Consider the following 25738-nt stretch of genomic DNA (forward strand, 5'->3'; position numbering starts at 1 on the left):
ATCTCCTTCCTGGGGGATGAAATGAATATAGTTAATTGTACTATTGTTGAGGCTTGTTATCAACCTAAGCGGTATCGGAATTGATATTTGCGTCCGTTGTAATAATATCTTCGGAGGCGGGCTCCGCAAGTGTTAAAGCGTCCTCCGATACGGTATCCGGCTGTGTCGGTTTTCGCAGCAATCCCATGTTCCAAAGAATATAGCCGATAAGAATTGAGCATAAAGGAACGGATAGCCACAATGCAACCGGCGACAAGATAACAAAAGAAACCGCATGCCCCATAATCCAGATAATCGAAATTACCTTTCCCCAGAGATGTTTTTTTAAGCTTGCGATTGTGATTGTCATTGCGATTGCAATCGCGCCGATGGTGGCGTAGAGATAGAAATAATAAGTTAGCCTGTCGGTAATTAAAACAATCGGAATCCACATCAGATATGTTCCGACAAACCACATTATACTGAAAAAACCCTCGCGGTTGCCTTTAATAAATCTGTATACCAGGAAGGCATAGACGGGTATTATCGCATAAAGTAAAGTGGGGTTAATAAGCCCTTGCCATTTGATAATATTTGTTCCGTAAAAGGTCGGGTTTTGAGGGATAAAGATCCACTCCCAAGGGTAAGCCTCCCAGCCGCCCGAATAGTTTTCGAACGTCAGTTCCCCCGCCGATGACATCATTTGGATAAAATTAGTAAACGGATTAACGAATTTCATGTAAATTATAGAGTCACAAACGAACAAACCGGCAAAGAAAACAATCGGTACCATATACACCGAGAGAAGGAAGCGCAGCGGCTTGCGGAAACCGGTAAAGACCCAGTGCAATCCGATAACAACGCACCCCAGCGCACCGGTCATTTTACAAAGCATTGATAACCCGAGCGCGGCACATGCCGCGAAAAACTTGTCTTTCAGATAAAGCCAGAAAGCCAGAAACATAAAGAATAAGCTGTAAACATCCAGCATATCAATGCTTGAAATTAAGAAACTGAGGTTTTCCAAAGCCAGCAGAAAAGTTGCCAGTGTCGCAATCGGTATCGATAGCTTAAGCTGCCGGCAAATTAAGAAAAGCAGAGCCAGATTTGCTATCCCGAAAAGGATTGGCGGCAGGCGCCAACCGATAGGATTATCGCCGAATAACTGGATACCGCCGACAATAATCAGTTTTGATAACGGCGGGTGCTCGGGACGATCGGTGGTATGGGCATCGATAATATTTTGAGCATCTTTAATGTAATAGGTTTCATCAAAGATATATCCGTCGGACGGTTGGGTGATAACGCTTAAATGCATTACAAGCGAGAACAAGATTATCAGGAATAATCCGCAGTATTGCCAGTTGATGAATTTGGAGAATAAGTGTTTTATTTTTTCCATGTCAAGAAATTATTTAAAAGATAGTTCCACAAGAAAGCGATGATTATACCGATTAGCACGGCTACAATGTCATGGAAACCGAATACAACGGCAAACAGATTGGTTACGCCGATTTGAATCAGCGCCCCGATAAGGCAGATTAAATTGAAATTTAGTAACCTTTTGAAGAACGATAAAACTCCGCCGGTGTTACGGTCGGAAAAAGTAAAGAAGTTGTTTAGTATAAAATTGGTAATAATTGATGTTTCAATACTGATGGTTAGGGCAATATTTCCCGAAAGAATACCGGCCGACGTATTATCGATTGGGCTAAATCCCCCGTAACGCGTAAGCAGGGCATATAACCCAAGATTAACAATAACACCGGTGCCGCCGACAATACTGAATTTGATAAAACGTGTAAGCTCACCCGTACGCCGCATAAGGCTGAAAATATGTTTCAGATAGTCCAATTGTTGTTTTGTATTTAATTTGCTCTCTCCGCGGCTGCGGGTTACAAACATAAAAGGTACTTCGACAACCGAATTCCATTTTCCGAGCATCAATACTTCAAGTAAAATCTTAAATCCGGAAGGGTTAAGATCAGCACCTTTAAGTACATCTCTTTTTAAGGCAAAAAGCCCCGACATCGGGTCGTTAATTTTTCTGGTTGAGGGCAGAAAAACATGCGATATAAATGCGGCGCCCTTTGATATTATCCGGCGCAGCAAACTCCAGCCTTCACATCCGCCCCCCTCAATATATCTGGAACCTACGGCGATGTCGGCTCCGTCTTCAATTGCTTTTATTACGGAAGGAATCACTTCCGGCGGGTGCTGTAAATCGGCATCCATAACAACGATTATGTCGCTTTTTGTATAGCTAAAACCATCAACAACCGCCGATGCCAGCCCTTTTTTGTCGCGTCTAACAATTATTCTGACCGGAAATTCTTTGGCAAGCGCCTCTACCAACTCTTCGGTGCCGTCCCTGCTGTTATCATCCATGATAACTATTTCGTAATTGTAACCGCCCAATGCCGCAGCCAGCCTTGTTACCAAGGGCTGGATATTATCTTTTTCTTTGTAGGCCGGAACGATAAGTGAGACGCTTTTATTTATCATAATAAACCCATACCGTTTAAATATACTCGGGATTTTGCTTATTCTATCATAAAGCTATTTATAAAAAAACAACCGTCAATAATTTCAGAACAGGGATAACTTTTTGGCTTATTCAAATTTGGGTGTTAAACCGCTAATCTGATACAATGGTATAACGATATTTTTAAGCCGGAGATAGCCCAAAATGGAAGCTTCAAAGAACAACTTGCTTGATTTTCTGCGTGAGCCGCAACAATTGATTTTACCGGACAACCAGTCGTTTTACGTTTGTACCGATGAAATACGCGAAGGATTTTGGAACAACATCGTCCGCCTTGCAACCGATGTGACCGCCGACGAGTATCATTTGGGGCTCTTTTTGATATTGGAGAAAGGGCTTTTTTGCACATACGAAATACCCAAGATGATCTTAATTGACGGGCACCAAAGATTGGTTACCGTACACTTATTTTTGACGGTGCTTGCCAAAGTCGTCGGAGACGGGCATAACGGCAATATCGAGCTTAGCGGAAAATATGTTTACGATAACTACTTTACCAATAACTCTTTGAATAAAGAAGACGATAGCAACGAGCTTTATTATAAAATGGTGCTTACCTCGGTTGATAATAAGGTTTATCGAAGGCTTGTTGAAGGTAACGACCATTTGCCTCTTCCGTCTTTACATCCGATGGTTGCGACATACCGCTTTTTTGAAAAGGCGATTCGAGAGAGCGATATTGCTTTAAGTGATATTTATAAAGCGCTTCAAAAGATTACCGTACTGCCCATTTCAACCGATCGGTGTTACAGCAACCCGCAGTTTATTTATGAAACAGTGATGGAAGCCAAATTGACGCGGGAACGCTCAAAATTACTGCTCAAATGGCTTTCGGGGTTACTTTCGGTTTCGTGTATTCCTAAACAGGGATAGACCGAGGAAACAGCTATCCACCTTCCTTCCAATCGTTTTAAAAGACCGGAAGGTTTGTAACAATTCGCATATCTAAGCGATTTGAACACCGGGTTCCGGCAAGCAGTGGGTAAAGACAGAATCCACTTTGATAACACCGACTGAAACAATGTCCATGTTGATTTGCTCTTTGACGTGTTTGGCGTAGGTGTCGAAGATTTCACCTTCGGTTTCAAACCCTTTAAATGTCCCTTTTATTTGATAGCCCGCCGGTAACATTTGAATACTAAAGACGGTAACCGCCACTTTTTTATTGTTTTCCAAGTTTTGATTGGTTTTATAGCCCCAAATATCGGCAAAAACAATTGTTTCCAAATTGTATGCATACAAGGTTCCTTTGGGAACAGCATTCAAATTTCCTTCGCTGTCGGCGGTACACAGCACCTTCGGTAAAATAGGGCTTGCATTTAGCATTTCCATTACATTTTGGGGCATTTTGGCCATTATGGTTCTCCTTGCGATATCTAATCAAAGTTTATCTGTTTTAGAATTATAGTATATACCAATATCAAAATCGATGCTATTTGGTGTTAATTTTGTTTGAGGGCTTGGTTCGGTTTATATTTATGTTATAATTTTAGTTAGTAAGCTGCTTGGGTGTTAAACAGTGAAATTTAAAAAAAGAACTTACAAAAATCCGGCTGTTTTCTTTAGAGATGTGTGCTTTTTAACTAAAAACAGAAGCAAAATAAAGAAAGTCGTAAAAAGCAATATCGTTTCCCCTCAATTTCAGGAAAGGTTAATGCTTGCCGTAACCGCGGTTAACGATTGCAGATACTGCTCTCATTTTCATACAAAACAGGCTTTAAAGAGCGGATTATCGCAGGAAGAAATTGATTTGCTCCTTTCGGGCAATATTGCGAATTGCCCCGAAGACGAATATGTTGCCTTAATTTATGCGCAGTATTGGGCTGAAACGAATGCTAATCCTGATAGCGATGCGGTTAATAAGTTAAAAGAGGTCTATTCCGACGAAAAGGCAGAGGCAATTGAATTGATTCTTCGTATGATTCGAATGGGTAATTTAATGGGTAACACTTGGGATTACTTTTTATATCGAGTATCATTTGGCAGGCTGGGTGTTTAAGGGTCCCTTGTCCGTTAATAAATTCGAGATTTATGCAAAAACTAACGTTTAATATAATTTTAGTCTTAACTTGTATGCGTTAAAAGGATAAAAGGTATGGAAATATTGTTTGCGGTTATTTGCGCTGTTTTAATTTTAGTTGGACTTGTGGGCGTAATCGTTCCCTTTTTACCGGGGGTTCCCCTTGCATGGTTAGGGTTTTTTATCTATGCAATCGGCACGGATTGGGAGCGGATTTCCGTTACCGTTACAGTGGTTTTCGGGGTAATAATGCTTTTTGCGCTCTTGGTGGATTTTATTGCACCGTTATTGGGAGCAAAAAAGTATAAAGCCGGCAAATGGGGGATTATAGGGGCATCTGTTGGTCTTTTTGTCGGCATTATTATTTTTCAAATGTGGGGGATTATATTGGGGCCGTTATTGGGTGCGCTTGTCGGAGAGATAATTGCCGGTAAATCCGCCGGACACGCTTTTAAAGTTGCGTTGGGAACCTTTGTCGGGTTTGTTTTCGGCAGTTTAATGAAAATTGTGCTTATACTTGTAATGGCTGGGTTTTTTGTTGTTTCCTTGTTTTAAGATTATAGTTTGAGCCTTAAAGACCGATATTATTAAAAAAGCCGAGAAAAAATCTCGGCTTAAATTATTTGTTGGCTATGAGAATTGAGGTTACAAGGTTACGGAAGGCGGCTCATTAGCGGGCTCCTCTTCCTCTTTTTCATCACCTTGTTTTGTAGCATCGCTTATCAAATAAGCATATACGTAGACTACATCTCTGCCGAGGTTAGCATTGGGTCCGACTTTACACCCCAGCTCCGACAGCGATTCCTTTACCGATTTGGCAGCAATCGGAGTATAACAATGGCGCACCATCCACCAATGACCTTTCAGCGGCACCCCGTGTTTCTTGAAAATAGTGTTTTTCCAATCAGAGGTTGTATCAACAAACCATGTTTCGTATTGGCCGCTCTGTTTTTCAATATGAGCAACAATATCGTTGTAGGCTGATTGTATATCTTGGCGTTCCATTAAGACTCCTTAGGCAGGTTATATCCATGATTATACAACATTGGGTGCGTTGCGTTAAGGGATACACACATTCGGCAGAGTTAGTGGCTTTGTTTACTAAAACATCACTCTTTGATTGTCTGCTTTCAAAGACAACCAAAGAGCAAGCATTTCACCAAAGGAAATAAACCGTTCTCGGATTAGTCTTAAACGAGCTGATATTATGGAGTTAAAATAATTTCATACAGCTTGTTCAGGTCAAAAACTTTATCCGCCGATACCCATTTTTGCTCCATAAGAATATAACATAATACTTCGGTGGCTTTTTCTCCGCTAAAACCTCTGTGCCCCCAAAGTTTATTCAAAATATTATCAGCGTTTCCATATGCATAAAGAGAGGACCTTCCGGCGTCCGATACCCATAGAAAACCATGGCATCCAATACATCCGTTATGAGTGTCTTCTCCTATTTTACCCATTTCTCCGAAAGTTATTGCAGAGGCAGATCCAGGCTCGGTAGTGATAGAAGTGGAACTAGAACTAGAAGTAGTTACTATCTCAGATGTGGTTGATGTTTCGGTTGTTGTGTTAGTTGTCGTAGTTGTTACCTCAGATGTAGTTGATATTTCGGTTGTTGTACCGATTGTCGACGTTGTTTGGCTAATATCTGTTGTTTTGTTTTCCGCGGCTGTCGTAGTCGGGGTATTTGTTCCGCAACCCACCAGAAATGATGCAAGGAGGGACACGGTTATTACCAATGCAGATATCGTTGTTAATTTAGTTCTCATTGTCGTTTCCTTATACGGAGGATTTTCCCTAGAATGATTTTACCACCACTGATATTAATTAATCAATACGGATGGTAAACGGGCGATAATTCCTGCAAGACCCCTATTTTTCAACGTTAAAACAGGCTGTTTTAATTGACTTGACATATCCCTCATGTTATCATTACAAAAAAGATAGGATTCAAACTTTAACTTTTTGATACAGGAAAAAATGTCAGCGCTTAGCGATCTTTATGAGAATATTAGGTGCTGTGGTAAATGTGAAATTGCTCGGACACGAACCCAATCTGTTCCGGGGGAGGGTGCGGAAGACGCTGAGATAATGTTTATCGGGGAAGCCCCCGGTTTCCGTGAAGACCAACTGGGCCGCCCGTTTGTGGGTCAGGCAGGTAAATTCCTTGATGAGCTGCTTGCTTTAATTGGTCTGGATCGCAAACAGGTTTATATCGCCAATGTTGTCAAATGCCGCCCCCCGACCAACCGCGACCCATTGCCCCAAGAAATACTGAATTGCCGCCCATGGCTGAATAAACAAATTGATATTATTCAGCCCAAGGTGATTGTTACACTTGGACGTTTCTCTATGGCAATGTTCTTCCCGCAAAAAACCATTGGTAAAATCCACGGTACCGTTGAAAATCGTGACGGTGTACTTTATGTTCCCATGTATCATCCGGCAGCCGCTTTGCACCAAGCAAATTTAAAGGAAGTTATTAAGGCCGATTTTCTTAAATTGCCCGAATACATAGCTGCCGGCAAAGAAATGTCCGAGGTTAAAAAAGAATCTGTCGCTACTACAAAACAGTTAAGGATGTTTGAGGTTTAAACAGTGAGAAAAAGAAGAACAACCAAATTAAAGGTAATCCCTCTCGGAGGGTTTGGTGAAATAGGTAAAAATATGGCCGTTCTTGAATACGAGAACGAGATTATTGTTATTGATGCGGGGCTTATGTTCCCCGAGCCGGAAATGCTCGGTATCGATATGGTGCTTCCGGATATCAGTTATCTTTTGGAAAACAAAGAAAAAATTAAGGCGATTCTTATAACGCATGCACATGAAGACCATGTCGGCGCGTTGCCTTATATTTTGCCCCAGCTGAATGTGCCGCTTTATTGTACCAAGTTGGCAAAGGGGTTAATCTCAGGTAAACTCAAGGAAAGAAAAGCGCTGGCGGGTGCCGAGCTAAATGTGGTTACATTTGGGGAGCAGATAAATTTGGGTAAATTCAGGGTAGAATTTTTCCCGGTTTGTCATAGTATTCCCGATGCCGCCGGTCTGATTATCCAAACACCGATTGGCACATTGGTACACACCGGTGACTTTAAATTGGATCATACTCCGGTAACAGGCCCGAAAACCGATCTTTCAAGGTTGGCACAAGTCGGTTCACAGGGGGTTTTGCTGCTCCTTTCCGATTCTACATACGCCGAAATCCCCGGATATACCCCTTCCGAAAAAGTGGTTGGGGAGGCCCTCGAAAATATTATTGCTCACGCCGGCGGGAGGGTGATTGTTACTACGTTTGCTTCATTGGTAACGCGTGTCCAACAGGTTATCGATGCCGCTGTAAAATACCAGCGAAAGGTTTTTATTATCGGCCGCAGTATGACCGAAACCGTAAAAATCTCCTTGGAATTGGGTTATTTGAAAGCGCCCAACGGAGTGCTGGCTAAAATCGATGAATTAAATAAACTGCCTAAGGAAAAGGTGGTTATAATTACAACCGGCAGCCAGGGAGAGCCGACATCCGGGTTGGTTAGAATAGCCAATAAGGATCATCGGCAAATTAGTATTATCAAAGGTGATACCGTTGTTTATTCGGCATCACCCATTCCCGGAAATGAAGCACTGGTGAACAAGACGGTCGATACCCTTTTTAAACAGGGCGCTAAGGTTTATTACGGAAGAATGGCGCAAACACACGTTCATGGACATGCCAGTCAAGAAGAATTAAAACTGATACTGAATCTGGTAAAGCCGCGTTTCTTTATTCCGGTTCACGGTGAGTTCCGTCATCTTGCTTTTCATGCCAAGTTGGCTGAAAGTGTCGGAATACCGGAAGAACGGATATTTGTTCTTGAAGACGGGGACGTGCTTGAATTAAATACGCTTAGCGGTAAAAAGACCGGTAAAGTAGAATTTGGGAACGTTTACGTCGATGGACTCAGTGTCGGTGATGTCGGCGGAATAGTACTGCGCAACAGGCGCATGCTTTCGCGTGACGGTATTGTGGTAATTGTAATTGCGGTCCGCAAGAAAGACGATAAACTTGCAGGCAGACCCGATATAGTTACAAGGGGATTTATTGACATCAATGAATATAAGGATATGCTTGAAACAAGTAAGGATATCGTAACCAAAATAATGAACCACGAAGGCGAATTTGCCTCCGAAATCGGTTTCCCTGACAGTAGGATTAGAGCGGAATTAAATAAATATTATTTTGATCAAACTAAGCGACGACCGATGATACTTCCGGTAATGGTTAAGGTATAATGTAGGTATAGTATATTGGCGGGAGGGCGGAGCATTATGGCAAAAACAACACCGAAAAAAGAACCAAAACCGAAAGCGGTAAAACCTCAAAAGAAGCCGACAAAAGCTAATGCCTCTAAACCAACAGAGAAAAAGAAGCAGGCCTCGTCTGATAAATCTTCTTTACGTTCCTTTTTTGCGAAATGGGCTCGCCGTACTGTCCTTCTGGTTTTATTCCTCGCTTTGCTTTTCTGGCAGTGGGATAATATTTATAAATGGGTTACAACCACCGTTACGGATGCTATCGGCTTATTGGGCTGGGGAATTATCCTTATTGCGCTTGCGGTTATAATTATTATCGGTATTATCTATCGCAAACAAATCGGTGTTTTTGTTCAGCGTTATAAGCTTTATCTTTGGCATAAGTGGCTGGGCGGGATTGCCTTATTTTTTGCTGCTTGGGGCGTGCTGGGGTTATTTGATGTCGGTGGCTCTTTCGGGCGTACCATTGTTACCTATGACACAGCGGTAGGCGTTTTAAGGGTAATCGGTCTTGTTGTGCTGGGTGTCGTTTTAGTGGCGCCGCGCGCCTGTTTACGCGGTTGGGTTAAGTTCTCTATGTGGCTTACGAAACCGTTTGATTCCTCTCCGTCAAAAGCAAAGCCGGAAGAGGCAGGGTATCAACCTCCGCTGAAATCCCCCGATTACTACACTAAAAAATTCGGCGGTAAGAAACCATCCCCGCAGTCCGAGGTGTTACTGGTAAAAGAACAATCAGCCAAATCAGTTGCTATTGATGAGCCCGAGGCATATGAACCGCTACCCGATAGAATTGTTCCGCCTAAGGTTCTGATACCGCCGGAAATTGACATCAAAAAGCCGGTTGACGATGCGGTAGTCGATGAGGCGATGAAAGATAAAAAAGAATCCGCAACAGCTGCGGCTCAAAAAACTCCGGATAAGGGCGCAAAAACCGAAAGCGCCGATATTAAACAAGTGGCACAGGATGTTTGGCGTAAATACGGTCAATCGTCTTCGTTGGAACTAAGCGACGGTTGGAAATTACCTCCTGTCGATATACTGGATAAAACAACCGAACTTGAATACGGGCAAGCCGATAACGCCATGCGCGCCAGAAAAATCGATGAAGCACTAACAAGTTACGGTGTTGATGCCAGGGTAATCCAAATAAACGTCGGTCCGACTGTCACCCAGTTTGAAGTTGAACCCGGTTGGGATGTAAAAACCAAGCTCGTCAAAGAAAGAGACGAGGACGGCAATATCAGGGAAAGAGTTGAAGAGGTTTCACGTACCAGAGTCAAAGTAGATAAAATCACCTCGCTTTCAAACGACTTAGCGCTGGCATTGGCCTCGCCGACAATTCGTATAGAGGCCCCGATTCCGGGCAAATCCGTGGTAGGCATTGAAGTTCCGAACTCATCTTTTGGGACTGTGAGTTTGCGCAGTGTTATCGAAAGCAACAACTTCCAAAAGCTCCTCGTAAAATCCAAACTGGCGATGGCTTTGGGTAAAGGAGCGGGAGGCGAAGCCGTTTCAGGGGATTTGGCTAAAATGCCGCACCTTTTGATTGCCGGTGCCACCGGAAGTGGTAAAACAGTCTGTTTAAACGCAATTATCTGCTGTTTATTGATGTGCAATACACCTTTTGATACCAGATTGATTATGATTGATCCCAAAAGAGTCGAATTGGTGCAATTTAACAGCTTACCGCATTTGATGACCCCTGTAATTGTGGATACCAATAAGGCCTTAAACGCAATGCGGTGGCTGAGCCAAGAGATGGATATGCGTTATAAGAGGCTGGCAGAGGCCGGGGCCCGCAATATTGAGGGATACAATAAGACCAGAACCGGCAAAGACAGAATGCCGAATATTGTTTTGATTATTGATGAATTGGCAGACTTAATGATGGCGGGATTTGATGAAGTGGAGCATACACTTTGCAGGTTGGCACAGCTTGCACGTGCTATCGGTATTCATTTGGTGGTAGCGACACAGCGTCCTTCGGTGGATGTGGTTACCGGTTTGATTAAGGCCAACTTCCCGACACGTATCAGCTTTGCGGTTACTTCTCAGGTTGATTCGCGCACTATTTTGGATATGGTAGGCGCCGAGAAATTGCTTGGCAAGGGTGATATGTTGTATATGCCAACCGAAGAGGCTAAACCCAAACGTTTGCAGGGGTGTTTCATCTCCGACCCCGAAATTGAAAGACTGGTTTACTTCTGGAATAGCCAGAAGCCTGAAGAAACCGAAGCCGAGGATGCAAGTCCGCTTGAATTGGAAGAGATTACAATTCCGGAAGGTGTCGGTATAGGCAGAAAAGACGAACCTCCGAAAGATGTCTTACTGCCGGATGCCCTGAAGCTGGCGGAAGAGCATGAAAGGATATCGACATCGTTCTTGCAGCGCCGATTACGTATTGGGTATCCGAGGGCTGCGAGGCTGATGGAGCAGTTGGAAGAGGAATTGGGGAAAGTCATTGATGACGGCGGGGCGGAGGCTTAGCGGTGTCTTTGCGAGGAATGAGCCGCTAGGCGAATGACGTGGCAATCCCGCTTTTGTCATCCTGAACGCAGTGAAGGATCTAAGAGGACGGGAAATAGAGGCTGTTAGGTGGCCTCAGCACTAAAGAAAGAGGCATCGTCCTACTGTGAATCTGCTACCGAACGTTAGACTATTTATTAACTCCCAGATTCTTCGATAAGCTCAGAATGACAATAATGGTAACGTCTTTGCGAGGAATGAGCCCTTAGGCGAGTGACGTGGCAATCTCCTACGGATTTATATGAGATTGCTTCGCTGCGCTCGCAAAGACAAAGGGTTTAGCCGTTCGTGGTGAGCTTGTCGAACCATAACGGCGGACGGATTGTAATCCCTCGTCTTTCTCCTCGTTCGTTGGACCCTTCGACAGGCTCAGGGCGAACGAGGAAAAACAAGCTCGGTATGTACGGAATTACAACATCCTTGGCGATGAGAAAGAAATTACTTCTTTCTTCTGGAGGTTAGCCTCTTAAACAGGGAATCAATGTAAATTCTTGCCGTGCTCTTGCCACGTTTCTGCATTTGTTCTTTCTTGCTGGTAAGTCTTTTCTCGCGGCGTTCTTGTCTTGTTTCGATTACGATTTCTTCATTGTTCATTCCGGCAACTCCTTTACAATAAGTTCTCTCCGTAGCTCAACAATGCGGTCGCGCAGTAGTGCAGCCTTTTCGAATTCCATGTTTTTTGCCAGAGTTTTCATTTGCTTTTCGAGGTCCTTTATCAGGCGTGCAATGTCCTCTTTGCTTTGAGATGTCGCAATATACTCTGCCTTCGGTTCGGCAACAACCCCTACCCTGACGCGGTCGGTGATATCTTTAATCGCTTTTTTAATCCCCTGCGGGGTGATATTATGCTCGGCGTTATAGCTTTCTTGTATACGGCGGCGGCGATTAACTTCATCGATAGCGCGCTGCATTGAACCGGTAACCGTATCCGCATACATTATAACATGCCCGTCAATATGGCGTGCAGCCCTCCCCATTGTCTGGATCAATGCTCCTTCGGAGCGTAAAAAGCCCTCTTTATCGGCGTCAAGGATGGCAACAAGGCTGACTTCGGGCAAATCCAATCCTTCACGTAAAAGGTTTATCCCGACAATCACGTCGTAAACTCCAAGGCGTAAGTCGCGCAGAATTTCAACCCGCTCCAACGTATCAATTTCGGAATGCAGATAGTTGGCTTTGATATCCATTTCAATCAGATAATCGGTTAATTTTTCGGCAAGAACTTTTGTAAGCGTGGTAACCAGGCAACGCTCCTTCTTAGCCACTCTACGCTTAATTTGGGCAAGCAAATCATCGATTTGCCCCTCTATGGGTTTAATCTCAATAGTGGGCTCTAAAAGCCCTGTGGGACGTACCAGCTGTTCAACTACCTGGAAGCTGTTTTTCAGTTCGTATTCGGCAGGTGTGGCCGAGGTAAAAATAATCTGATTGATACGGTTTTGAAACTCATCAAAATTTAACGGACGGTTGTCCAACGCCGAAGGCAGTCTAAACCCGTATTCCACCAGCGTTTCTTTACGTGAGCGGTCGCCGTTATACATCCCGCGTATTTGCGGCACCGTCATATGAGATTCGTCAATTATTAACAGATAATCCTCCGGGAAATAATCCAAAAGGGTATAAGGGGTGCTCCCCGGCGCGCGTTGTGAAAGGTGGCGTGAGTAGTTTTCAACCCCGTTACAATAGCCTGCCTCAGCCAGCATCTCAAGGTCAAAGTTGGTGCGTTGTTCCAGCCGTGCCGCTTCCAAGACCTTCCCTTGTTTTTGGAATTCAGCCACTCTTTCAGCGAGCTCTTCTTTAATTGATTCAATTGCCAAAAGGAGCTTTTCCTGCGAAGTAACAAAATGCTTGGCGGGGTAAATATCGATTTTATCGAGAACCGCTAAAAATTCACCGCTTAAGGGGTCAATCCGCACAATTCGTTCCACTTCGTCACCGAAAAAATCAATACGCAGGGCAATATCTTCGTAAGCCGGTTGAATTTCCAATGCATCGCCGCGAATACGAAATTTACCTCTCGAAAAGGCGATATCATTACGTTCGTATTGCATATCCACCAGTTTACGCAGGATTTCATTGCGCCGGTAGGTTTGTCCTTTTTCAAGGCTTAAAACAAAACTGCGGTATTCTTCCGGTTCTCCCAAACCGTAGATACAGGATACCGAGGCAACAATAACAACGTCGCGGCGCTCAAAAAGCGAACGGGTGGCGGCATTGCGCAGTTTATCGATTTCCTCGTTGATATCGATTTCTTTTTCGATGTAGGTGTCACTGCGCGGTATGTAGGCTTCGGGCTGATAATAATCGTAATAGCTAACGAAGTATTCGACGGCATTTTCCGGGAAAAAGTCATTAAACTCGGCATAAAGCTGAGCGGCCAAAGTCTTGTTATGGCTGATAATAAGGGTTGGTTTTTGGACGCGCTCGATTATATTAGCCATTGTAAAGGTTTTACCGCTGCCGGTAACACCCAGCAGGGTTTGCCCCTTGTGATTATTAACGATTCCGTCAACAAGTTTGGCAACGGCCTGCGGTTGGTCACCGGTTAAACCGAAATCGGAGACAATTTTGAATTCTGACATAATTATAGTATACGGGTTAAAAGGGATATCGGCAACGGAAATTCGAACTTAGTTTGTTATTTTTCGGAGGTATTTGGGGCGGAAATAAAAGAACCCTCAAAAGTGAGGGCGGGTGTTAATTTCAAGTTTGGTAGCGGGGGTTGGATTTGAACCAACGACCTTCGGGTTATGAGCCCGACGAGCTGCCACTGCTCCACCCCGCGTTGATATAACCTTAACAGTATAAACCTTTACAGCTTGTAATGTCAAAATGAGTATTCATTCTATTAGTTAGAAATTGCCACGTCATTCGCCTAAGGGCCCGCCCCTCGCAAAGACAATCCAAATTCCGAGCATCCTGAGCCGGCTGGAAAACCTCTTGTCTTTGCGAGCGCAGCGAAGCAATCTCTAATAAATCAAAAGAGGTATTCCATTTGTAAGAGATTGCCACGTCGTTCGTCTGGAGGGCTCATTCCTCGCAAAGACGTTACCATTATTGTCATTCTGAGCCTATTGAAGGGTCTGACGAACGAGGGAGATTAGGTTCACTGTTTGTCCGCCGTTATGGTTCGACAGGCTCACCACGAACGGCCGGAGAAAATCATGTCTTTGCGAGTGTAAGCGAAGCAATCTCTAATAAATCAAAAGAGGCGGTTCGCGGATTATATGTTTTCCTGTTTTTCATCCTTGTTTTGAGAAGTATCCGCACTCCATTTTTGTAGCCTTTCGGCTATCTGCTGCTCGTTTCCTTGGTCGCTGGGGTGATAGAATTTCTTATCCTTAATCGAATCCGGCAGATTCTGCTGTTCGACATAATGCCCTTCAAAGTCATGGGCGTACTTATATCCTTTACCGTAGCCGATATCCTTCATCATCGAAGTAACCGCGTTACGAAGGTGCAGCGGAACCGGTTCGTTGGCTCCTTTTTTGATTTCCTCTTCAACCGCTGAATACGCTTTGTAGAGAGAATTGCTTTTGGGAGCCGTTGCCAGATAAACCGCTGCTTCGGCAAGCGCCAGTTTCCCCTCGGGGAGCCCCAAGAAATGGATTGCCTGCTGTGCCGCCATTGCCACTACCAGCGCCTGCGGGTCGGCCATCCCGACATCTTCCGAGGCAAAGCGTACAAGCCTGCGGGCAATATACAAAGGATCATCTCCGGCTTCCAGCATTCGGCCCAGCCAGTAAAGAGAGGCGTTGGGGTCGGACCCGCGCATTGATTTATGGAGGGCGGAGATTGTATCAAAATGCCTGTCTCCGCCTTTATCATACGATAATGCCCTGTGCTGAACGGCATCTTCAATTGTGGATAAAACAATCTTTCTTTTACCCTCGGCATTCGGTGCCGTAACAAGGGTTGCCGTCTCAAGCGTGTTTAAGGCGGCACGCGCATCGTTATTGCACATTGTTATCAGATAATCGAGGGCATCGTCTTCAATTTCAACTTTGTAAACCCCTAACCCGCGCAAGGTGTCTCTGGTGGCACGCAGGATGATCAGCTTGATTTCCTCTTTGCTGAGCGGCTTGAGAATAAATAATTGAGAGCGTGAAAGCAGGGGGGATATAACTTCAAAGGACGGGTTTTCGGTGGTGGCGCCGATTAAGGTGACCGTTCCGTCTTCCACAAACGGCAAAATAGCATCCTGTTGCGCTTTGTTAAAGCGGTGAATTTCATCAATAAAAAGGATAGTCCTTTTACGCATCATTATACGCCGCTCTTTGGCTTCTTCAATTGTTTTTCTGAGTTCCGTAACGCCGGCGCTGACCGCTGATATCAGACTGAAGTGAGAAGAAGTGGAGTTGGCAATGATATTGGCAAGTGTAGTCTTGCCGCTTCCCGGAGGTCCCCAAAGGATTAGCGAGGGGAGGTTTCCGGATTCAATCGCCATTCTTAATACACGCCCTTTGCCGACAATATGCGCCTGCCCGACAAATTCATCCAGCGTTTTGGGGCGCATTCGTGCCGCAAGAGGGGCCTCTTTTAATTTTTCTTTTTCGAATTCGTGTTCAAACAGGTCCATTTTTATCGCCAATCGTATATTTTAAGGGGTTATGTTCCATTATAAAATCAGACGGAACAATTTACAACAAGCAAGAGCCGTTATTGGGACTGATTTGCCGATGTTGCGGTTTGTCTTTTATACCTTGTCTTTGCGAGCGCAGCGAAGCAATTCTCCTTTGTCTTTGCGAGACCATTCCCGCAGGGAAGACAAAGCAATCTTCCTCTGTCTTTGCGAGCGCAGCGAAGCAATCTCATATAAATCAAAAGACATTACATTTGTAGGAGATTGCCACGTCACTCGCCTAACGGCTCGTTCCTCGCAAAGACGTTACGATTATTGTCATTCTGAGCCTGCCGAAGAATCTAGGAGTTAGCGGATAGTGAACCGTTCGGTAGTGGATTTTATGGTAGGGCGATGCCTCTTTTTTATTGCCGAGGACGCCTGATAGTCTATACTTCTCGTCCTCTTAGATCCTTCACTGCGTTCAGGATGACAAAAGGGGAAAGCAGGATGACAAAAGATCCCGTTCGCCCTGAGCTTGTCGAAGGGTTCAACGAACGGGAGAAAACAAGGACTGCCATTCGTCCGCCGTTATGGTTCTACAGGCTCACCATGAACGGCTGGAAAACCCCTTGTCTTTGCGAGCGTAGCGGAGTAATCTCATATAAATCCGTAGGAGATTGCCACGTCACCCGCCTGACGGCTCGTTCCTCGCAAAGATGTTATGTATAGGAGTAGCAAGCAATCTCTAATAAACCAAAAAGGCGCTTACATTGTTCTGCTATTTGTACCGTTGCACTTCAAAGCGGTAGATTTTCACTTTTTCATGCGCCGAAATTCCGGCTTTTTCTTTGGTGATATCAATTTGCTCTTCAACGGTGTTTACCCCTTCAAGATCCGGAAGCAAAAGCCCCTTACGGTAGCCCTTTTCGATAATAATGCCGTATTTTTGAGGATCTAATTCACTTATATCCTCGACCGGCTCAGGGGCGGTTAGGATATCCACGCTGTAATCGAGTTGCGGCAGTTCATCCGCGGTAACAGCGGAAAAGCGGGGGTCACGGGTGACCGCACTGATGGCATTGACAATAATTTCCTGCGCAATATTTTGATGGGAAGGGTTAAAGGTGCCGATACAACCGCGCAGCTGCCCCAGTTTGTGTACGGAAACAAAAACTCCGGCCTTCCCTTGAAAGACAGGGGGCAAGGGGTGGGGTGGTGCAATGGTTTTTCCTTCTTTGATATAGGCGCTAACGGCATTTTTAGCCAGCTCAGCCGGTTCGGACATCTTTTGAGGGATAGGCTTTTTGAAAATGATTCCGGCATATCCGACTACCTGTGAGTAATCGCCGGTAATATCACCGCTTGTTTGGTATTTTACCAGTTCCGCCCTTTTAACACCGAGCTCTTTGGCGGCTGTGATTAAACTGACAACCGGTCCGAATCCGCACATACTGATATTTTTTTCACGGATGCGGTTTAAAAGTTCATCTTCATTTAAGATTAGAATCGGTTCAATCGCCATGTTATCTTTCATAACGGCCGATTCCTGTTTTTCGTAATGCGACATATCGCTTGAGGCAACAATAAGAACGTCTTGCTTCAAATCAACTATAGATTTGGCAATTGCATGCCCGATTTCGCGGTAAACCGTTCCGGTGCTTCCCGACAGTATTATGGGGACTATTTGGACGTTGTCATTAAAGTATTGAAGGAATGGGAGCTGCACCTCAATTGAGTGCTCTGAAAGGTGCGCCCGGCTATCCTCGGTTAGGAATTTAGAATTTGCCAAGATGCGTTTTGCCAATCCGGAGTCAATTCTAACATCGCCAAGCGGGGTTTTCCATATGCCGTCGGTCATAATACTGAACTGTTTTCCCATTCCCGTATGGTTTGGCCCAAGGATAATACATGTATTTTTAATGTTTACTTTTGATATTGTTTCTCCGGCAACCTTCCCCGAATAGATATATCCGGCATGCGGCATAATTATGCCGATGGCGTCTTCTTTAACAGTTTCCTTATCAATCAGCTCTGATATTGTTTTTCGGAGTTCGGCGGGAGAGCCGGGATAAAACATTCCGCTAACGGTCGCTTCTCTGTTCATTATGCCGCCTCCGCATCGGTTTTGATATTTAAATCCGCCCCGCAGTAAGCGCAATTACCGCTTTTCAGTCCGAGTGTTTCGGTCCGATAGCCGTGTCTTCGTATAACCATCTTACCGCAAGAATAACAAACAGTGCTTTCGCTGTTATGCCCCGGGATATTTCCGCCGTATACGAATTTCAGCCCGTTTTTTCGGCCGATATTGATGGCGCGTTCCAGGGTTTCAACCGGAGTCGGTAAAACATCGGTCATTTTATAATGGGGATAGAAGCGGGTTACATGCCAAGGGGTTAACTCCCCGAGGTCTTCCTTTATCCAGTTGGCAATCCCTTCCAATTGGTCATTATCGTCATTGATTCCCGGGACGATATTAGTAACAACTTCGATATGCATTCCCCATTTCGTTTTTGCCCTTTTGGCGGTTTCCAAGATTCCGCGCCAACCGGTGATTTTGGCCAATTTCCTGTAGGTTTGATCGCTAAAACCCTTAATATCAACGCGGTAGGCGTCTAAATAAGGCCCGATGGTATCCAATGCTTCTGTTGTCATATATCCGTTGGTGACATAAGCGGTATACAATCCGTTTTCTTTGGCCAGTTTTGCCGAGTCCAGTGTGTATTCGAACCATACTGTCGGCTCATTGTATGTCCAGGCAATTCCCTGACAGTCATTTTCCTTCGCCATTGCAACCAGCTCATCAGGTTGGATTTGGCGGCTTTTTAGCGGTAAATCCGTACATGAGATTTCCCAGTTTTGGCAATCCGAACAATGAAAATTACAGCCCCACCCCCCGAGCGATAGCACGGCGCTTCCCGGATGGAAATGAAACAAGGGTTTCTTTTCGATTGGGTCAATTGCAATTGAAGATACCTGTGCATAGTTAAGGGAATAGAGCTTCCCGTCTTTATTTTGATACATTCTGCAAACACCGGTCTTGCCGATACCTATGTCGCATCGCCATTGACAGGTATTACAGCGTACCCGTCCATCGGTCAATTTTTCATAGAGCAAAGCTTGATGCATAATTAACCTCGTTAATATTATACACTATTATACGAAGATATTGTGTTAAGTGTTTAATACTGATAAGATAATAAATCAAAGATTAAACAGTCGTCGTACTTTTATAACTATTCGGAAAAAGTTGTATAATAGGAGATTACGGAGGGTGTTACCATGGGGATAGCTATCGGGTATGTGCTTAGTATTTTACTTACCTTAACCGGGGGCGTCTTTTCATATTTTTGCATAGCTGAGTTTTATCACTTTGCCGTTAAAAACCTCGAGTGGTTGGCGATACTGTTTATAATTATCGGCGTTGCCACAACCCTAAGCGGTATTTATATGATTTTCAGTATGGCAAAAAAGAATTAGTTAAAGTTTTTCTCCGGCGGCGGTTTTTGCCATAATCACAAATTTGGCGTAAAATTAGCTTTTCGTTTCAATAAAAATCTCTTGAAAAAGCGAGCCTATTTTCCCTCTGTTTGAGTCGAATAGTTATGGAACACACAGCAAACAAGGTAAACAAAAATGCTATTTTAATCGTTGCCGTTTTGACCTCTTTCCTTGCTCCGTTTATGGGGTCCTCAACGAATATAGTCTTACCAGCCATCGGGGCTGAGTTTTCAATGGACGCCATTTCCTTAAGCTGGGTTGTGAGCTCGTATCTGCTTGCGACTGCGGTTTTCCTTTTGCCGATTGGCAGGTTTGCCGATATTTACGGTCTTAAAAAAATCCTTTTACTGGGGACGATTTCCTTTACGCTTTTTTCATTGGTTTTGGCAATTACCACTTCTCCGGTGATTCTAATCGTGATGAGAGCCTTTCAGGGGCTTAGCAGTGCAATGATTTTCGGTACCGGTGTTGCTATTTTAACTTCTGCTTTCCCCGCCAGAGAAAGAGGCAGGGCGCTTGGCATAAACGTGGCCTCTGTTTATTTAGGGCTTTCGTTAGGGCCTTTTCTTGGCGGTATTCTTACCGAAAATTTTGGCTGGCGCAGTGTCTTTTGGGCTATTGTGCCGCTGGGGCTGATTGTAATCTTCGTGATATTATCGAAACTGAAAGGCGAGTGGACAGCGGCAAAGGGTGAAAAATTTGATCTTATCGGCTCCGTAATCTACGGCGTCAGCCTGGTATCTTTTATGTATGGGCTATCGGTCCTTCCTGAAATCAATGCTGTCTGGTTTTTGGGAATTGGTTTTGTGAGCCTTTTAGCTTTTATTTGGTGGGAAATGAAAACCCCCAGCCCCCTTTTGGATTTAAACATTATACTGCATAACAGGGTATTTGCTTTTTCAAATATTGCGGTGCTTATAAACTTTAGTGCCACGTTTGCGGTAGCTTTCCTTTTGAGCCTTTATTTACAATACACGCAAGGAATGAGCCCGCAAGCGGCAGGTCTTGTTCTAATCTCTCAACCGGTGGTGATGGCGATTGTTTCGCCGTTTGCCGGTAAGCTTTCGGATAAAACACAGCCGCAAAACGTTGCCGCTTTGGGGATGGCCATAACGGCGGTCGGTTTACTCTATTTTGGTTTTATCGATGCCGATACGTCCGTTGCCGCGATTACTTTAGGCTTGGTGATTGTCGGTTTGGGGCTCTCTTTGTTTTCATCCCCCAATACCAATGCCATTATGAGTTCCGTTGAAAGCAAGAACTATGGGGTAGCCTCCGCAATATTATCCACAATGAGGGTTGTCGGGAACATATTCAGTATGGGTGTTGTCACCGTTCTCTTTGCAATCTTTATCGGTAGGGTTGAGATAACCCCCGAGTATTATTCACCGTTCCTTAGCAGCATCAGAATCTCCTTTATTATCTTTGCTGTTCTCTGCTTTTTGGGGGTATTTGCTTCTTGGGTGCGGGGCAAGCCGCAGGAGTAATCTTTACTTCTTACAGCTTGTGACGGGGATGTTTCCGTTATCCGATATAAACAGAGATTTCGGGATAATTTGTTGACAAAGGTTAAATTTGAACAGTATGATGTAATGAGAGGTCTTGATTGGCTTCTATAAAACAGAAAAAATGAAAGGAGTTATTGTTATGAAAGGGGATCCCAAGTTAGTTGAAACTTTGAATTCATTGCTTGCCGATGAGTTGACTGCAATCAATCAGTATATCGTGCATGCTGAAATGTGTGAAGATTGGGGCTACGGTAAACTGCACGAAAAACTTGAAAAACGAGCCATTGATGAAATGAAGCACGCTGAAAAGTTGATTGGCAGAATACTTTTCCTCGGCGGTATTCCCATTGTTTCCAGCCTTAAAGATATTTATATCGGTAGCGTAGTTCCTGAGCAGGTTGAAAATGACCGAATTGCCGAAGGGGCAGCCATTAAAGCCTATAATGATGCCATTACTTTGGCCGGTGAGTTAAAAGATCATGCTACACGAGATATCCTCGTTCAAATCCTGAACGACGAAGACCGTCATATGGATGAAATAGAGGAACTGAAAGACCAAATCGAACAAATGACCCTGCCCATATTCTTGGCAAATCAAATAGATTAGGTCATTCAATCTAAAAAATAGAGCGGACGACATGTTTGCCGAACGGTTTTGCGGCAGACGTGTCGTCCCTTTGTATATCCCGCACGGGCGGCTGTGGGGTAATTAAAATGCGGATTACAAATCTTAACCATTAAGTATTATTTATCGCTTCTTTGCAGCTTCGAAAACACCTTTATTCTGTTCGTTGTCCTTTAAATGCTATACAATGTCCGAAGTAACTTTTGAGTCATTAAAGTTGGCGTCTAAACCTTGCAATTGCCCCAAACAGATAACATAATATTGATAAGATAATCAATTCGAATGCTATCGGTATAAATAACCGAGTTGGCGGTAAAACAAATGAGTAAATACAAAGCCGTTATTTTTGATATGGACGGAACCCTTCTTAATACATTGGAAGATATTACCGACAGTGTCAATTTTGCTCTAAGAAAAAACGGGTTCCCTTTGCATAAGATTTCGCAGATTCGTAACTACGTCGGAAACGGAGTTTTGCGCATGATTGAATTGGCAATCCCCGACGGAACCCCCCAAGCGCTTTTTGATGGCACGGTTGATTTATTTAAACAGCATTATGCCGCAAATTCCAAAAACAAAACTTGTCCGTATGCGGGTATTATCGAATTATTGCAGGAACTTTTAACCCAAAACTATCAAACAGCGGTTATTTCCAATAAATATGACCTTGCCGTTAAAGAATTAAATCAATTCTACTTTTCGAATTATATCAAACTGGCAATCGGTGAAAGCCCCCAAATTAAAAGAAAACCGGCGGCGGATATGTTGCTCTTTGCGCTGGACAGGCTTAATATTAAGCCCTCGGAAGCGCTTTATGTCGGTGATTCCGAAGTGGATATCGAAACCGCCAAAAATGCCGGCACGGATTTTATCGCAGTCAGTTGGGGATTCCGTGGCGGAAATTTCCTAAGAAGTCATGGGGCATCCATAATTATCGATACCCCGTCTGAGTTACTTTCATTTTTGTAAGCTTGCCGAGCCTTAAAGATAACAATCGTTATCTTTAAGGTGCATATTTTGGGTTACTGATTCACCTTCATAACAACTCGTTAAATTGCGATTGTTCTCCAAGGGTCTTATTTTTATATCAAAATGTGCAGAGGTCGGCAATTTGTATCACAAACAAATTTTCGGTACACGGTACGTCTGTTTTTCTCTTTGATGTAAGAAGGGGGCTTTGAAGCCCCCTTAATCGATATCGTACTTTTTTAAATATTGGGTCTTTGTTGATGCCAATCGGTTGCCTGCTCGTAAGCATAGGCGGTTTTGAGAACAGTTTCCTCGTCAAATTGCTTGCCGATAATCTGTAAGCCGACCGGTAACCCGCCAACAAATCCGCAAGGGACCGAGATTGCCGGAACACCGGCGAGGTTAACGGGAACGGTCAGGATATCCGCAAAAGCCATCTTAGCCGGATCCTCCGATTTCTCGCCTATTTTAAACGGAACGGTAGGGGTTGTCGGCGTAATCAGTAAATCGTATTTCGCAAAGGCTTTAGCGAAATCTTCGCAAATTAAGGTGCGTACTTTTTGCGCCTTAAGATAATATTTTTCGTATTGTCCGGCGGAAAGGAGATATGTTCCCAGCATAATGCGCATTTTGACCTCACTGCCAAAACCCATCCCGCGTGATTTCTCTATCACTTCCCACATATCATCGGTATCCTGATAAGAAAAGCCGTACTTTACGCCGTCGTAGCACGCCAAGTTGGCTGAGGCTTCCGCTGAGGAGATAATTCGGTAAACATCAAGGGCATAACGGGTATTCGGCATTGATAAATCCCAATCGATTATTGCCCCCATTGCTTCAAGTTTGGCAGCGGAGGTTTTTACGGCGGCCGCAACATCCGATTCTAATTCATCCGTAAAGTATTCTTGGGGTATGCCGATGCGCAGGCCCTTAATATCACCCGTAAGACATTTAGTATAATCGGGGACATCGATAGCGGAAGAAGTTGAATCGTTATCGTCAAAACCGGCAATTGCATTCAAAACATGGGCCGCATCGGTAACATTGCGGGTGAGCGAGCCGATTTGGTCCAACGAGCTGGCAAATGCCGCCAATCCGTAACGGCTGACCCTTCCGTAAGTCGGCTTTAAGCCGGTAACTCCGCAAAAGCCGGCCGGTTGGCGGATACTGCCCCCGGTATCCGAGCCAAGGGTGTAAACGGCTTCGCCGGCTGCTACCGCTGCCGCTGAACCGCCGCTGGAGCCGCCGGGAACGCGATTTAAGCCCCAGGGGTTATGAGTTAGGTGAAAGGCTGATTTTTCGGTTGAGGAGCCCATTGCAAACTCATCCATATTTGTTTTGGCAAGCATAACCATGCCTTGCGCCTCTAATTTCTCAATCACGGTGGCGCTATAGGGCGGAACGAAATTTTCTAACATTTTGGATGAACAGGTAGTCTTAATATCTTTGGTGCAGATATTATCTTTGACCATCATAGGTATGCCGGTAAGCGGTGTACAATTACCGGCTGATATCATTTTATCGGCTTTTTGAGCCTGTTGAAGTGCAAGGTCAGCCGTTAGCGTAACAACGGCCTTAATTTGCGGTTCCAGTTTTTCAGTTCTTTCAATATATGCTTTCGTAAGTTCCACGGAGGAAACTTGTTTGTCTTTCAGTAATTTATGGGCTTCGCTTATCGTTAATTGTTTTCCGTCTAACAACTTAATCTCCTTACGGTTTGATTCTGTTTAACTATTCCAATACGACTTTTACTTTAAAGTAGCCGTTGTCGCTCTTGGGGGCATTGTTAAATACATCCTCCTGCGACATTGAAGGTTTAATAGCATCCTCTTTTAAAACATCCATTAAAGTGCTTGGTTGGATTGTGGGCGGAATGCCGTTGGTATTAACCGCTTCAAGCTTCTCAAAGCTATCCAGCATTTCGGATAAATACGCCCTTGTTTTTTCCGTTTCTGCTTTATCCAGATTAATTCTGGAGAGGGTGGCAATGGCTGCTACTTGTTCGCTACTTAATTTCATAAGTTACTCCCAATAATTCTATTACAACAAATTATAACACTCAAAAATGACTATCACAACACAAGAAAAGGTTTAGAATGCCTTTAAACCGTTGCTGCGGCAAAAAAAATGCTATCGTCTCCGATACGAAAAGGCTCCCTTTGCGGGAGCCTTATTTTTGGTTAAATCAGCGATATTATCTCGGATTTTGCGCGTTTATTTTCTGTATTCTTCGAGCTCTTTTAATACCCAATCCGCCCATTCGTTAACGCCTTCACCGGTTACGCCGCTAAGTTTAAATATTTCGATATCTCCGTTCATTCCGGTGACAAGACGCGCAAAATTATCAACATCAAAGTTAACATATTGTACCAAGTCCACTTTGTTGATAATACAGGCATCGGCGATTGTAAACATTAAAGGATATTTGTAAGGCTTATCCTCTCCCTCGGGGGTGCTGGCAATAATTATTCTCTTATATTCGCCGAGATCAAACCCGCCCGGGCAAATCAGGTTGCCGACATTTTCGATGAAAATAACATCAATTTCGTCCAGAGGCAGATTTTGTAAAGCGGAGCTAATCATACCGGCATCCAAGTGACACCCGCCGTCCGTATTGATTTGAATTGCCGTAACACCCGCTTTGGTTAGGGTTATCGTATCAATACTGGAAGCCACATCTCCTTCAATAACCGCCATTCTGGCCTTCCCTTTAAGGGCTTCAGCGGTTCTTAACATGGTCGTGGTTTTTCCGGCACCGGGAGATGCCCAAACGTTAACCATCATAATATTTTTTTCTTTAAGGAGCTTGCGATTCTGCGACGCAATATGATCGTTAGCATCCAAAATATTTTTCAAAACTTTAATTTCCATTTAATCCACCTCTATACTTTCTATATATAATTCTTTGCCGGCTATCATTTCGATGTCCATGGAATGACATTTTTCACACTCCCAGAAGACATCTCTGGGGTTTACCGTACTGCCGCAATTGCAGCATTTTGCCTGCATCGGCACCTTGCGGAAGTTGATTTTGGCGCCTTCGCCGATTGTATCTTTGGTCATTAACTCAAAGTAAAAGGCCACCGAATCGTCAACGGCCCCGGACATTTCTCCGAGCACAACGTTAACGGCGGTTAGTTTTTTGGCATTGGCCTTTTGGGCTTCATCAAGCGCCACTTTAACCAGACTGCGTGTAATTTCCAATTCATGCATC

At 44.2% G+C, this 25738-nt stretch carries 25 protein-coding genes and 1 tRNA gene; 11 read left to right on the forward strand and 15 right to left on the reverse strand.

What is annotated here, in order from left to right:
* Positions 1–64: 64 nt before the first annotated feature.
* On the reverse strand, positions 65–1381 hold the full coding sequence (locus WC958_00160; protein MFA5628668.1) for a glycosyltransferase family 39 protein: 1317 nt from the start codon (positions 1379–1381) through the stop codon (positions 65–67).
* Positions 1369–2484 (reverse strand): glycosyltransferase family 2 protein, encoded by a 1116-nt coding sequence (locus WC958_00165; protein ID MFA5628669.1) that lies wholly within the window; start codon positions 2482–2484, stop codon positions 1369–1371. Before WC958_00165 ends, WC958_00160 begins: the two co-directional genes overlap by 13 nt.
* A 184-nt stretch (positions 2485–2668) precedes the next feature.
* On the opposite strand from WC958_00165, the gene WC958_00170 reads away from it, so the two are divergent.
* Positions 2669–3397: a DUF262 domain-containing protein gene (locus WC958_00170; GenBank protein ID MFA5628670.1), complete on the forward strand. Its 729-nt coding sequence runs from the start codon at positions 2669–2671 to the stop codon at positions 3395–3397.
* A gap of 72 nt (positions 3398–3469) precedes the next feature.
* Here the strand turns inward: WC958_00170 and WC958_00175 are convergent, their stop codons facing one another.
* On the reverse strand, positions 3470–3880 hold the full coding sequence (locus tag WC958_00175) for a pyridoxamine 5'-phosphate oxidase family protein (GenBank protein MFA5628671.1): 411 nt from the start codon (positions 3878–3880) through the stop codon (positions 3470–3472).
* A gap of 163 nt (positions 3881–4043) precedes the next feature.
* On the opposite strand from WC958_00175, the gene WC958_00180 reads away from it, so the two are divergent.
* Both WC958_00180 and WC958_00185 read left to right on the forward strand, forming a co-directional pair.
* The gene (locus tag WC958_00180) at positions 4044–4523 is read left to right on the forward strand and encodes a carboxymuconolactone decarboxylase family protein (protein ID MFA5628672.1); all 480 of its coding nucleotides are present in this window, start codon (positions 4044–4046) and stop codon (positions 4521–4523) included.
* 96 nt (positions 4524–4619) lie between these two features.
* Complete coding sequence (locus WC958_00185) at positions 4620–5099, forward strand: DUF456 domain-containing protein (GenBank protein MFA5628673.1); 480 nt, start codon at positions 4620–4622, stop codon at positions 5097–5099.
* 90 nt (positions 5100–5189) lie between these two features.
* Here WC958_00185 and WC958_00190 read toward each other — a convergent pair whose 3' ends face one another.
* The gene (locus WC958_00190; protein MFA5628674.1) at positions 5190–5549 is read right to left on the reverse strand and encodes a hypothetical protein; all 360 of its coding nucleotides are present in this window, start codon (positions 5547–5549) and stop codon (positions 5190–5192) included.
* Between the two features lie 200 nt (positions 5550–5749).
* The gene (locus WC958_00195; GenBank protein MFA5628675.1) at positions 5750–6007 is read right to left on the reverse strand and encodes a hypothetical protein; all 258 of its coding nucleotides are present in this window, start codon (positions 6005–6007) and stop codon (positions 5750–5752) included.
* A 49-nt stretch (positions 6008–6056) separates the two neighbouring features.
* On the opposite strand from WC958_00195, the gene WC958_00200 reads away from it, so the two are divergent.
* The 4 genes from WC958_00200 (at position 6057) to WC958_00215 (ending at position 11321) form a co-directional block, all read left to right on the forward strand.
* Positions 6057–6353 (forward strand): hypothetical protein, encoded by a 297-nt coding sequence (locus WC958_00200; protein ID MFA5628676.1) that lies wholly within the window; start codon positions 6057–6059, stop codon positions 6351–6353.
* Between the two features lie 174 nt (positions 6354–6527).
* The gene (locus WC958_00205; protein MFA5628677.1) at positions 6528–7142 is read left to right on the forward strand and encodes a uracil-DNA glycosylase; all 615 of its coding nucleotides are present in this window, start codon (positions 6528–6530) and stop codon (positions 7140–7142) included.
* Between the two features lie 3 nt (positions 7143–7145).
* Positions 7146–8813 carry a ribonuclease J gene (locus tag WC958_00210; GenBank protein ID MFA5628678.1) on the forward strand — a complete coding sequence of 556 codons (1668 nt, stop codon included), beginning with the start codon at positions 7146–7148 and terminating at the stop codon, positions 8811–8813.
* A 36-nt stretch (positions 8814–8849) separates the two neighbouring features.
* Positions 8850–11321, forward strand: a complete 2472-nt coding sequence (locus WC958_00215; GenBank protein MFA5628679.1) for a DNA translocase FtsK — start codon at positions 8850–8852, stop codon at positions 11319–11321.
* Positions 11322–11798: 477 nt separating this feature from the next.
* On the opposite strand, the gene WC958_00220 is transcribed toward WC958_00215, so the two are convergent.
* The 6 genes from WC958_00220 to amrS all read right to left on the reverse strand — a co-directional run bounded on the left by WC958_00220 (position 11799) and on the right by amrS (position 19050).
* Positions 11799–11954, reverse strand: coding sequence for a hypothetical protein (locus tag WC958_00220; protein ID MFA5628680.1), 156 nt, complete (start codon positions 11952–11954; stop codon positions 11799–11801).
* A complete protein-coding gene (gene uvrB / locus WC958_00225) occupies positions 11951–13942 on the reverse strand; it encodes an excinuclease ABC subunit UvrB (GenBank protein ID MFA5628681.1) in 1992 nt (663 codons plus the stop codon). The genes WC958_00220 and uvrB overlap by 4 nt, the downstream gene beginning before the upstream one ends.
* 128 nt (positions 13943–14070) lie before the next feature.
* Positions 14071–14145, reverse strand: a tRNA-Met gene (locus WC958_00230).
* 438 nt (positions 14146–14583) lie between these two features.
* Positions 14584–15939 carry a replication-associated recombination protein A gene (locus WC958_00235; GenBank protein MFA5628682.1) on the reverse strand — a complete coding sequence of 452 codons (1356 nt, stop codon included), beginning with the start codon at positions 15937–15939 and terminating at the stop codon, positions 14584–14586.
* Positions 15940–16702: 763 nt separating this feature from the next.
* Positions 16703–18028: an AmmeMemoRadiSam system protein B gene (amrB, locus tag WC958_00240; protein MFA5628683.1), complete on the reverse strand. Its 1326-nt coding sequence runs from the start codon at positions 18026–18028 to the stop codon at positions 16703–16705.
* Complete coding sequence (amrS, locus tag WC958_00245; protein ID MFA5628684.1) at positions 18028–19050, reverse strand: AmmeMemoRadiSam system radical SAM enzyme; 1023 nt, start codon at positions 19048–19050, stop codon at positions 18028–18030. The genes amrB and amrS overlap by 1 nt, the downstream gene beginning before the upstream one ends.
* A 153-nt stretch (positions 19051–19203) precedes the next feature.
* Between amrS and WC958_00250 the strand changes: the two genes are divergently transcribed.
* The 4 genes from WC958_00250 to WC958_00265 all read left to right on the forward strand — a co-directional run bounded on the left by WC958_00250 (position 19204) and on the right by WC958_00265 (position 22524).
* Positions 19204–19401 (forward strand): hypothetical protein, encoded by a 198-nt coding sequence (locus tag WC958_00250; protein ID MFA5628685.1) that lies wholly within the window; start codon positions 19204–19206, stop codon positions 19399–19401.
* A 125-nt stretch (positions 19402–19526) separates the two neighbouring features.
* Positions 19527–20909, forward strand: coding sequence for an MFS transporter (locus WC958_00255; GenBank protein MFA5628686.1), 1383 nt, complete (start codon positions 19527–19529; stop codon positions 20907–20909).
* 160 nt (positions 20910–21069) lie between these two features.
* On the forward strand, positions 21070–21537 hold the full coding sequence (gene bfr, locus WC958_00260; protein ID MFA5628687.1) for a bacterioferritin: 468 nt from the start codon (positions 21070–21072) through the stop codon (positions 21535–21537).
* A gap of 339 nt (positions 21538–21876) precedes the next feature.
* A complete protein-coding gene (locus WC958_00265) occupies positions 21877–22524 on the forward strand; it encodes an HAD-IIIA family hydrolase (GenBank protein ID MFA5628688.1) in 648 nt (215 codons plus the stop codon).
* Between the two features lie 239 nt (positions 22525–22763).
* Here the strand turns inward: WC958_00265 and gatA are convergent, their stop codons facing one another.
* From gatA to hypA, 4 genes are all read right to left on the reverse strand, one after another.
* Positions 22764–24224, reverse strand: coding sequence for an Asp-tRNA(Asn)/Glu-tRNA(Gln) amidotransferase subunit GatA (gatA, locus tag WC958_00270; GenBank protein ID MFA5628689.1), 1461 nt, complete (start codon positions 24222–24224; stop codon positions 22764–22766).
* A gap of 31 nt (positions 24225–24255) precedes the next feature.
* Positions 24256–24543, reverse strand: a complete 288-nt coding sequence (gene gatC / locus WC958_00275; protein MFA5628690.1) for an Asp-tRNA(Asn)/Glu-tRNA(Gln) amidotransferase subunit GatC — start codon at positions 24541–24543, stop codon at positions 24256–24258.
* 195 nt (positions 24544–24738) lie between these two features.
* Positions 24739–25395 (reverse strand): hydrogenase nickel incorporation protein HypB, encoded by a 657-nt coding sequence (gene hypB, locus WC958_00280; GenBank protein MFA5628691.1) that lies wholly within the window; start codon positions 25393–25395, stop codon positions 24739–24741.
* A complete protein-coding gene (gene hypA / locus WC958_00285; protein ID MFA5628692.1) occupies positions 25396–25737 on the reverse strand; it encodes a hydrogenase maturation nickel metallochaperone HypA in 342 nt (113 codons plus the stop codon).
* Position 25738 lies beyond the last annotated feature (1 nt).

The sequence above is a fragment of the Dehalococcoidales bacterium genome (assembly GCA_041656115.1).
GTDB lineage: Bacteria > Chloroflexota > Dehalococcoidia > Dehalococcoidales > UBA5627 > UBA5627.